Annotated in this window: 9 protein-coding genes and 2 pseudogenes; 5 read left to right on the top strand and 6 right to left on the bottom strand. The window is 55.0% G+C overall.

Annotation, left to right across the window (positions count from 1 at the left end; genetic code table 11):
- Positions 1–378, bottom strand: a 378-nt coding sequence (locus BMY36_RS20350; protein ID WP_217646638.1) for a hypothetical protein, incomplete at its 3' end; no start/stop codon positions are given.
- 114 nt (positions 379–492) lie between these two features.
- Positions 493–1,653, bottom strand: a complete 1,161-nt coding sequence (gene proB, locus BMY36_RS18070) for a glutamate 5-kinase (RefSeq protein ID WP_050518365.1) — start codon at positions 1,651–1,653, stop codon at positions 493–495.
- Positions 1,654–1,927: 274 nt separating this feature from the next.
- Here proB and proC point away from each other — a divergent pair, with 274 nt between their 5' ends.
- Both proC and BMY36_RS18080 read left to right on the top strand, forming a co-directional pair.
- Positions 1,928–2,707, top strand: a complete 780-nt coding sequence (gene proC / locus BMY36_RS18075) for a pyrroline-5-carboxylate reductase (protein WP_050518366.1) — start codon at positions 1,928–1,930, stop codon at positions 2,705–2,707.
- Between the two features lie 38 nt (positions 2,708–2,745).
- Complete coding sequence (locus tag BMY36_RS18080; RefSeq protein WP_050518367.1) at positions 2,746–4,020, top strand: glutamate-5-semialdehyde dehydrogenase; 1,275 nt, start codon at positions 2,746–2,748, stop codon at positions 4,018–4,020.
- 277 nt (positions 4,021–4,297) lie between these two features.
- Here BMY36_RS18080 and BMY36_RS18085 read toward each other — a convergent pair.
- The 3 genes and pseudogenes from BMY36_RS18085 to tnpA form a co-directional block, all read right to left on the bottom strand.
- Positions 4,298–4,721, bottom strand: a pseudogene (locus BMY36_RS18085) (transposase domain-containing protein); the annotation flags it as partial.
- Positions 4,722–4,785: 64 nt separating this feature from the next.
- Positions 4,786–5,139 (bottom strand): IS66 family insertion sequence element accessory protein TnpB, encoded by a 354-nt coding sequence (gene tnpB / locus BMY36_RS18090; RefSeq protein ID WP_050518369.1) that lies wholly within the window; start codon positions 5,137–5,139, stop codon positions 4,786–4,788.
- Positions 5,136–5,573 carry an IS66-like element accessory protein TnpA gene (tnpA, locus tag BMY36_RS18095; RefSeq protein ID WP_050518370.1) on the bottom strand — a complete coding sequence of 146 codons (438 nt, stop codon included), beginning with the start codon at positions 5,571–5,573 and terminating at the stop codon, positions 5,136–5,138. The genes tnpB and tnpA overlap by 4 nt, the downstream gene beginning before the upstream one ends.
- Positions 5,574–5,655: 82 nt before the next feature.
- Between tnpA and BMY36_RS18100 the strand changes: the two are divergent.
- From BMY36_RS18100 to BMY36_RS18110, 3 genes and pseudogenes are all read left to right on the top strand, one after another.
- A pseudogene (locus BMY36_RS18100) lies at positions 5,656–6,258 on the top strand (IS5 family transposase); the annotation flags it as partial.
- 304 nt (positions 6,259–6,562) lie between these two features.
- Entirely contained in the window at positions 6,563–7,612 is a 1,050-nt protein-coding gene (gene folE2 / locus BMY36_RS18105; protein WP_082224741.1) for a GTP cyclohydrolase FolE2, read from the top strand.
- Between the two features lie 8 nt (positions 7,613–7,620).
- Entirely contained in the window at positions 7,621–8,466 is an 846-nt protein-coding gene (locus BMY36_RS18110) for a glycosyltransferase family protein (RefSeq protein WP_074819060.1), read from the top strand.
- A 184-nt stretch (positions 8,467–8,650) separates the two neighbouring features.
- Here BMY36_RS18110 and BMY36_RS18115 read toward each other — a convergent pair.
- A partial coding sequence (locus tag BMY36_RS18115; RefSeq protein ID WP_244888702.1) for an IS66 family transposase occupies positions 8,651–9,099 on the bottom strand: 449 nt, incomplete at its 5' end.

A 9,099-nucleotide genomic window follows, 5' to 3' on the forward strand; every position in this document is an offset into this window, starting at 1 on the left:
CCGCAAAACCCTCGGATGGAAAACACCCGAAGAAGCCCTGGCCGAAGAACTTGCGGCCTTCAGATCAAACGTTGCACTTGAAAATTGAATCCAAGCCTGCCGTAACAGTTTTCTGGAGCACGCCAAGCCATGATTGATATTGATAAAATCCGCAGTGATTTTCCGATCTTGTCCCGTCAGGTCAACGGAAAACCGTTGGTTTATCTGGACAATGGTGCTTCTTCCCAAAAGCCGCAGGTCGTGAAGTGTCGCATGCTGCGTCGAGGTCGAACAGCAGCTATGCGCAGTACTCTCCGTTTGCAAAGTATCGCCAAACATCCATTCGAACCAACTGCGAACATCTAATGACAGGCTTTTGCCGTCGATAGCCGTACCCATTTAATGGCACCGTTCAATATTGACTCCCTATTTTCGCGCTCAGTGGACGACGCTTTCACGGTGCAAGTTTTGACCATGTCGCGTTGAGAACCGGGAGCGTTCGAGAGCTATGACCTAAGCCGGAATAACGATTTTTTGATCGTGTTCAGGTGCCTCAAGTTGAAGATGATTTTCCTCAAGCACGAGAATATTTTCAGCGCCAACAATATCGCTTTTTGTCTTATAGCCGATGACATTCTCAACAGGCATTTCCAGATGGCGTGCCAGCAGCATTATTTCTTCGGATGAGAAATTTGTGAGCCCGCGAGCGACTTCTTTACCCTTTTCATTGTAAACGTGAAGCACGTCTCCTTTCGAGAAATCCCCCTGAAGCGAAATGATATCCATTCGGCTGATCCCACTTTTCTTCTTAGCGACATTTTCAGCGATTTCATTGGAGACAACCAGTGTACCGGAGACTTGCAAACGGTTGCTGAGCCATACTTTCAACGGCGAGGCAGTTTCGCCCCGAACAAGACAGCGGGTGAATCGGCGCTCTTTGTTCAGCACTGACGACACGGGGCGTTCGATGATGCCTTCGGCGATGATCGTCTCAACGCCAGCATTTTGCGCCATGTTTGCCGCATGCATTTTCGTGAGCATGCCGCCGCTGCCCAGTGCGCTGGTACCGGTTGTGGTTTCGAGATGCTCGCTGACATCTTCGATTTCGTGAATGAACTTCGCGTCCGGATCAGACGGGTCGCGATCATACAGTCCCTCGACACTGGTCAAGATGATCAACTCATCCGCCTCCACCATCTGGGCCACTTTGGCCGATAAACGGTCATTGTCACCAACACGAAGCTCACGTGTCGCAATGGAATCGTTCTCGTTAATGATCGGCATAATGTCGTTTTCGAACAATCTCAGCATGGTGTTCTTGATGTTCAGAAAACGGCGGCGTTCTTCCATATCTTCGACGGTGACCAGCATCTGTGCCACGTCCAAATCGTACTCTGATGCGACCTGACGGTAAGCATTCATCAACAGCGGCTGACCGCAGGCAGCTGCGGCCTGCTTGTCCAGAACGCCCGCATCTTCGGGCCGTTTTCCGACCATATTCAACCCAAGCGCAACCGAGCCGGACGACGTTAGAATAATATTATGGCCTTCTTTTTGAAGCTGGGCTAGGTCGCTCAAAAGACCGCTTATGAACGCATAGCGCAGCGTGAGATTGTTGCTGTTGGCGAGCAGGCTTGATCCTATTTTGACGACGATTTTTTTCTTCGCAGACATATGATACCTCCGGTATCCATTTAAATTAAAAGGAAAAATGCTAACCGTTTGCGTCCTTGGACGCAGCCTTATAGCATGACCTTATTCAGGTGTTCTGGTGACGTATAACACGTATCCCGTACGCGAATGCAAACAGGTTGCTGCGTTGCAGCGTAATTTCCGGCACATTTGGGACACTTGGCGCCGATAAAAAATCACCGGTTTGATCCAGCGCCCGACGGACGGGGCGCAGCACATGATGTGCGCGGTTTCACCGAAGACAAGGAGATAGAAATTGAAGATACTTTTGATAGGGTGCGGCAAGATGGGCGGCGCGATGTTGCGCCAATGGGTCAATCATGATGGCAACCAGTTTACAGTCGCCGATCCTGCCGCCACGGACCTTCCCGAGGGCATTACGCATGTCACAAAAGCGACATCTCTGCCGTCGGCAGAATTTGATGTTATTGTCATCGCGATCAAACCGCAGATGATCGCCGACTTGCTGTCCGACTACATGCCCGCCTTGAAAAAGGGCGGCTGTTTCGTCTCAATCGCGGCTGGATGCAGTATGGAAACCCTTTCCAATATCGTCGGAGAGGCCGCGATCATTCGCGTCATGCCCAATCTGGCAGCGTTGGTGGGGATGGGCGTGTCGGGGCTCTATGCCAATCCGGCTTGTACCAAGAAACAAGTTGCAGAGGTCACCGACTTGATCGCGCAGACAGGCCGCTGCGTTCCACTTGCCAGCGAGGATGAAATTGACCGCCTAACGGCTGTGAGCGGAAGCGGGCCGGGATATGTGTTCGAGATCATGCGCAGCTATGTCGAATCGGCCAAGCGCTTGGGCTTTGACGAGGAGACATCGCGCGCTCTGGTGTTTGATACCATCACCGGCACGGTTGAAACCGCCCGACAGTCGGATGCCTCGCTGGAGGAGTTGCGCAACTCGGTGACCAGCAAGAACGGCACCACACAGGCCGGTTTGGACGCGCTGCGACGCAACGGGCAGTTGGACGCGCTTTTGAATGATACCGTGCAGGCCGCATATCGGCGCGCCGCCGAACTGAAATAAAGGCCGCGCGACAGGCTGCAGCACATAGGAGATAAAAGATGAACGATATGAGCACCGATTCAACCGAGATGGACGTCACAGCCGTCGTTGCAAACCTTGGCCGACGCGCCAAAGAGGCGGCGCAAAAGCTGGCTCTGGCGTCGGCCGAACAACGCAATCTGGCCTTGAACGAAGCGGCAAAGGAACTGCGCGCGCGCGCGCGCGCGATTTTGGCGGCGAACGCGACTGACTTAGACAGCATTAGCGATAAGGATGCGGCGTTTATTGACCGCCTCACCCTGACCGAGGACCGCGTGGCCGCCATGGCGGACGCACTCGAGTCCATTGCAAAACAATCCGACCCGTTGGGCCGGACCCTCGCAAGTTTTGACCGGCCAAATGGCCTGAAGATTGACCGCGTGAGTGTGCCGATTGGCGTCATCGCAATGATCTATGAGTCGCGTCCCAACGTTGGCTCGGATGCGGGTGCGCTTTGCGTAAAATCTGGCAACGCCGTCATCCTGCGCGGGGGTTCTGAAAGCCTGCATTCCTCGCGCGTTATCGTCGCGTGTCTGGCCGCGGGCTTGAAGGCGGCGGGTCTGCCCGAAGACGCCGTTCAACTGGTCGACACCCGTGACCGTGAGGCCGTCAAGCTGCTCTTGCACAGCACAGACACCGTCGATTTGGTCATCCCACGCGGTGGACGCGGATTGGTCTCGCTGGTGCAAAAAGAGGCCCGCGTGCCAACCCTGCTGCATCTGGATGGCAACAATCACAGTTACATCCATGAAAGCGCAGACATCGAAAATGCCGTGGGCATTGTCCAGAACGCCAAAATGCGCCGTACGGGGATCTGTGGAGCGACGGAATGTGTGGTCATCGACCGCAAGATCGCGGCGCGTATGTTGCCGCTTCTGGCCGCGTCCCTCGGGGATTGCAAGCTGCGCGGTGACGCGGAAGCGCAAGTCATTCTGCCGGATATCGCTGCCGCGACGGATGTGGATTGGGACACAGAATATCTCAGCAACATCCTTTCGGTGAAGATTGTAGAGGACCTGAGCGAGGCTATCGCATTCGTGCAGGCCCATTCGTCCGGCCACACGGACGCGATTATGTCCGATGATATGGAGGCTGCAAAACGCTTTATGAGCGCCATCGATTCAGCCGTCGTGATGCACAACGCGTCCACCCAGTTCGCGGACGGGGGCGAGTTTGGCATGGGTGCCGAAATCGGTATCGCGACCGGTAAAATGCATGCACGCGGTCCAGTCGGCGCGGAGCAATTGACAAGTTTCAAGTATCTCGTCTTTGGAAGCGGTCAGCAACGGGTGTGAGGTTTGAATTGACGCACCGGACAATCCTGTGTGAGCGGCCTCACAAGAGGAAGTAAACGTGGCGGTTGAAACAGGGAAAGCTTCAGGCGGTAACGAAAGAAAGTCCAAGCTGACCCGCCCATCAACATCGTCCCGCCCACGTTCGGCATGGGAACAAAGTTGACGTAACGAACTCCGGTTAAGGTTGCGAGCAGACATTTCTTCGAGAGATGCGGAGGGCAGTTTTGTCCACATTGCAGACCTTAATCACGGCTAAAGGCTGCGCACCTGCTTCAATGTCCCCTTCGATCACGCGCTCAAGCCGGGGCAGGTTCTCGGGCAGCGCCCGTGGCTTGCGCGGTTCGCGGGGCACCTTCTTCTCCGGATCGTCCAGATTGTCGATCTTATCTTCAACCTTTGCTATTTCTTCCCGCGTTTCAGCGATGGCGGTCTCGATATCCTCCAGCGCCAACTGCAATTGCGCAGGGGCGAGCTTTTCCGATTTCGGCCCGAACATGGCGCGCTTGTGCTGGGCAACCTGGCCCTCCAGCTTCGCCACCAACGGCTTAAGATCAGCAATCAGGAGGGTCTTTTCGGCCACCACCGCCTGCTCATGGATGCGGGCCGCGTTCCACTGACAGCTCGAACTGCGCTGCCTCAAAGGCGTTTATCACCTCGGGCGGAAGGTCCGGAAACTGGCTGAGATCGAAGGGCTGTGACATGCGTCTTTATACTCTATCGCCTCAGGAAAGCCCAACAAAACAACGTAAGATATGGTCGCATGAGTCATCCTGCCGCAGCCGGCGGAACCACCTTTTGTGCCATCATGCGCCGCCAATCCAGACCCTCGAACAGAGCCTCAAATTGCGCCCGCGACAGCCGCATCACCCCGTCCTGAACCTTCGGCCAGGTAAAGCTTCCCTGCTCGAGCCGTTTGTAAACCAGCACCACGCCGGTGCGGTCCCAGACCAGGATCTTCAATCTGTCGCCGCGTTTCGAGCGGAAGATCACCGTCAGCCCGGAATGCGGATCAAGCCCCAGCTCGTTTTGCACCGTCGCCGCCAAACCGTCATGTCCACGCCGGAAGTCAACGGGGCGTGTCGCGATCACGATCGGCAGGCGCTGGCCCGCGATGATCATGCCGCCCCACCACGCAGCGCGCACACCAAGGCGACTGCCCGATCCACCGCAACGCCGCCCGGCACACGCATCACGATGTCATCGCCAATCTGGATGTCGATGATCCCATCCGCAACATCGTGCCGCTCAGGCGGTGGTGCAGCCTCAGCTTCAGCTTCAACAGTGATAGGCACAAAATTCGATACTCGCGCTTCACCAGCCTGACCCATTACTTCCGCGGACAGCACCAGAAGACCCTCGCGGGCCTGACGACGCCAATCTGACAGCTGATGAGGAATGATCTGGTAACCCCGCGCGACATCAACGACACGAACTCCGGGCTGAAAACTCTCGGCAACGATCCGCACCTTCACATCATTCGGCCAGCGCCGGTTCCCACGTGGCCGCTCCACCACCTCGAACCGCCCGTCAAAGCCTTCAACACCATCCGACATCAGACCCTCCAATCAAAACCTACGGAGGATCATCCCAAACCAATCACTGCCCCGAAACCCGTCAAATCAATGGGGCCGAAACGGCGCATACGGTGCTCTGCACCTGTTGATCGATAGCACCGGGATCAAAGCTGAGGGCGAAGGGGAGTGGTTTGCCAAGAAACATGGGCCTTCCAAGCTGCGGCAATGGCGTAAGGTCCACCTTGGCATTGATGCCGATACGCTGGAGATCAGGGCAATTGAGGTGACTGGCAGCCGGGTTGGTGATGCTCCCATGCTGCCCGAATTGCTGGACCAAATTCCGGCCAACCAACCTATAGGTAAGGTCAGCGCTGGCGGCGCATATGACACTCGCGCATGCCACGCTGCTATCGCCGCGCGCGACGCCAGCGCCGTGATACCGGCCCGCAAGAGCGTACGACCTTGGATGGAGACAACGCTGGGCGCCCACGCCAGGAACGAAATCCTCCGCACCACCCGACGCCTCGGCCGCACGATCTGGCGACGCTGGAGCCGGTATCATAGACGAAGTCTTGTTGAGACTAAAATGCGTTGTTTCAAGCTGCTCAGAGAGCGCGTCATGGCGCGTGACTTCGACATACAGGTGGCGGAACTGCAGATCAGGGCCGCAATCCTGAACCGCTTTACGGCACGTGGAACACCGCAAACTCAACGCGTTGGATGAGTCCGTTCACGGGAAGGGGAAACTCGACCTTAGGCCGATTTATGCAACAGAGCCCCTATCACGTCTAAGTGGAAATCAACAATCGAGGGATTTTGGCATTAAGTGGCGTTTTATGACACCCTTAACGCCCTCAAGATTGACCCTAGGTTGATTTGTGTTTCGATGCTACTTATGGTTGGTGCAACGTAAGGTTTGAGTTATTTTTCATCTTCCGCAAGTCTAAGGCAAATTCTTGGATTTTTTGGAGTTTTGAAAAAAGGCTACACGCCTTCATGCCACTCTCCCCAACGAAAAGTGAATGATCATGACGATGATTTCCGGCCCAATTTTGACCCCAACAACCCAAAACAGTAAACCGATCCAGCCTGTCACACCTGACGTCGACGCGATTCTTGCGACGCAAGCCGAAGCCTATCCTGTGTTCTCAACAAAGTTTCCTGAAGGCTTCGAAGTGGATGGGGATTATATTGCCTCGCTCCCGGATCTTCAGAACGAATCGGAAGGGCTAATTAACGGCGCAGGGCAGAGGATACAGCATGTAGGTATTAGCAATTTTCGTCTACCTGTTCGTTTTCAGTCGCGCGATAGCTCAAAGCTACAGCTTGAGGCAGCGGTGTCTGGGACGGTGAGCCTGGATGCCAGCAAACGCGGCATCAACATGTCGCGCATCATGCGGACCTTCTATCGGCACGCAGAGAGGGAGTTTGACTTTGCGGTGATTGAGGGGGTTTTGGATGAATACAAATCCGATCTTGAGAGTTTTGATGCGCGAATCCAAATGAAATTCTCATATCCGCGAGAGGTGCGGAGCCTGCGTTCAGGGCTTTATGGATATCAGTATTACGAAGTGGCCTTCGAGCTGTCAGAGATTGATGGAGTCCGTCAGCGGATCATTCACATCGATTACGTCTATTCCTCGACCTGCCCTTGTTCTCTGGAGCTAAGCGAGCATGCTCGGAAAAATCGCAGACAACTTGCCACACCGCATTCGCAGCGGTCGGTGGCTCGCATTTCCGTTGTAGAAACTCCTGGAGTCGACAAAATATGGATTGAAGACCTTGTCGATCTCTGCCTGCGCGCTGTGCCTACGGAGACGCAGGTGATGGTCAAGCGTGAGGACGAACAAGCTTTTGCCGAACTTAACGCGGCAAATCCCATATTCGTCGAGGATGCCGCGCGCTTATTCTGCGAGCATCTGCGGCTCGACAGCCGGATCGGCGATTTTCGTGTGATCGCTAGCCATCAAGAAAGCCTGCACAGCCATGACGCGGTAAGCATCTTGACGGAAGGGCGGACCTTCGCGCAATCAAGCCTAGATCCGAACCTCTTTAAAACGCTCTTTCACGTCGGCTAGGACAGATTATGACCAATTACGAGAAATTGTCGGACGGTGTTATATATGTGGCCACTGGCGCCGCATATCGCGAGATGGCCTGTCAGTCCGTTCGGACTCTGAAGGCGCAAAATCCAGGGCTGGCTGCAGATCTGTTTTCGGACATGCTCGCTTTCGATGGCGCAGATCTGTTCGACAGGGTGCATATGGTGCCGCGCAATCATCCGCGCGTAAAGATCGAATGCATGCCCTTAAGCCGGTTCGCGCGCACACTCTATCTGGATTGCGATACGCTAGTCGTTGCCCCATTTGGCGATTTATTCGATCTGCTGGAGCGGTTTGACATTGCCATGGCGCATGATGTTCGGCGTTGTTCGGAACTGATACAGCAGGGAGCGGAGGAGCGTACGCCCTACGCTTTTCCGCAACTGAATTCAGGTGTTGTCCTCTACAGACGTTCGCTTGCAACGGCTGCGTTCTTTACCGAATGGATCGACCGCTACCGCCGAGTCGATGTCGCCCGCGACCAGATATCACTCAAGGATCTGCTATGGGCTTCGGACATCCGTTTTTACGTGCTCCCGCCTGAGTTCAACCTGCGTCGGGTAACGGTTTTCGACGCATGGGAGCCAATGGATGCGCGTCCGACGATCATCCATTCACATAGGCTGATCGACCATCTCGGACCGCAGCACGGCTCGCGAATTCGGGATCTCGAAACCATAGTAGCTGTCGAACGCATTGCGCTCGATAAGGAATGGAAAGCGATTGGGGTAGCAGGGGCTGCACGCAAGGACGTTCGAGTGTTGCTATCTGGTCTTTCCGGAGCGAGTCTGAGGGATGCGAAGGCCGCGTTGGACAGTGTTCCCTCTTGAAATTCTAGGACGATGTAAATCGCGCCGCATTTTTCGGATACAAGATGTTCAATTGGTAAAGTGAGTGCAACGATCGGTTAGCTGGTTGCCAACCTTTCGTTCGTTCAGCCGGAGGCCACAGGAAAGCATATAAACTCAACGTATACTGATGCCAGCTCTATCGTAAGCGGTGCGCTGATCCCACCTATTTGACGTAATTCCAGGGCAGCAGGTCGTTGATCTGGCTTTGTTTGTGGCCTGCGACCATGGCAGTGAACGTATCGGCCAGATAGGCATGAGGATCGACACTGTTCAATTTGCAGGTCTCGATCAAGGAAGCGATGATGCCCCAGTTTGTGGCTCCGGCGTCGTGGCCAGCGAAGAGTGCGTTCTTGCGGTTCAGAGCTATGGGGCGGCTCGTGCGTTCCACTGCGTTGCTGTCCATTTCGATGCGGCCGTCAGTCAGAAACAGGCACAGTCCATCCCAGTATTTTGCGATGTATTTGAGCGCTTCGCCCAAAGGTGCTTTGGCTGGCAGCCGAGCACGATTGGTCGTGAGGGGTAATCCCCCCCGAAAGTAAGGGGCTGCGGAAGTAGAATTTTCTCGGCAAGATAAACGAGGAGATTCAGATGAAGATGACAAGATACAGCGAA

It is taken from the genome of Pseudorhodobacter antarcticus, from assembly GCF_900110135.1.
Taxonomy (GTDB): domain Bacteria; phylum Pseudomonadota; class Alphaproteobacteria; order Rhodobacterales; family Rhodobacteraceae; genus Pseudorhodobacter; species Pseudorhodobacter antarcticus.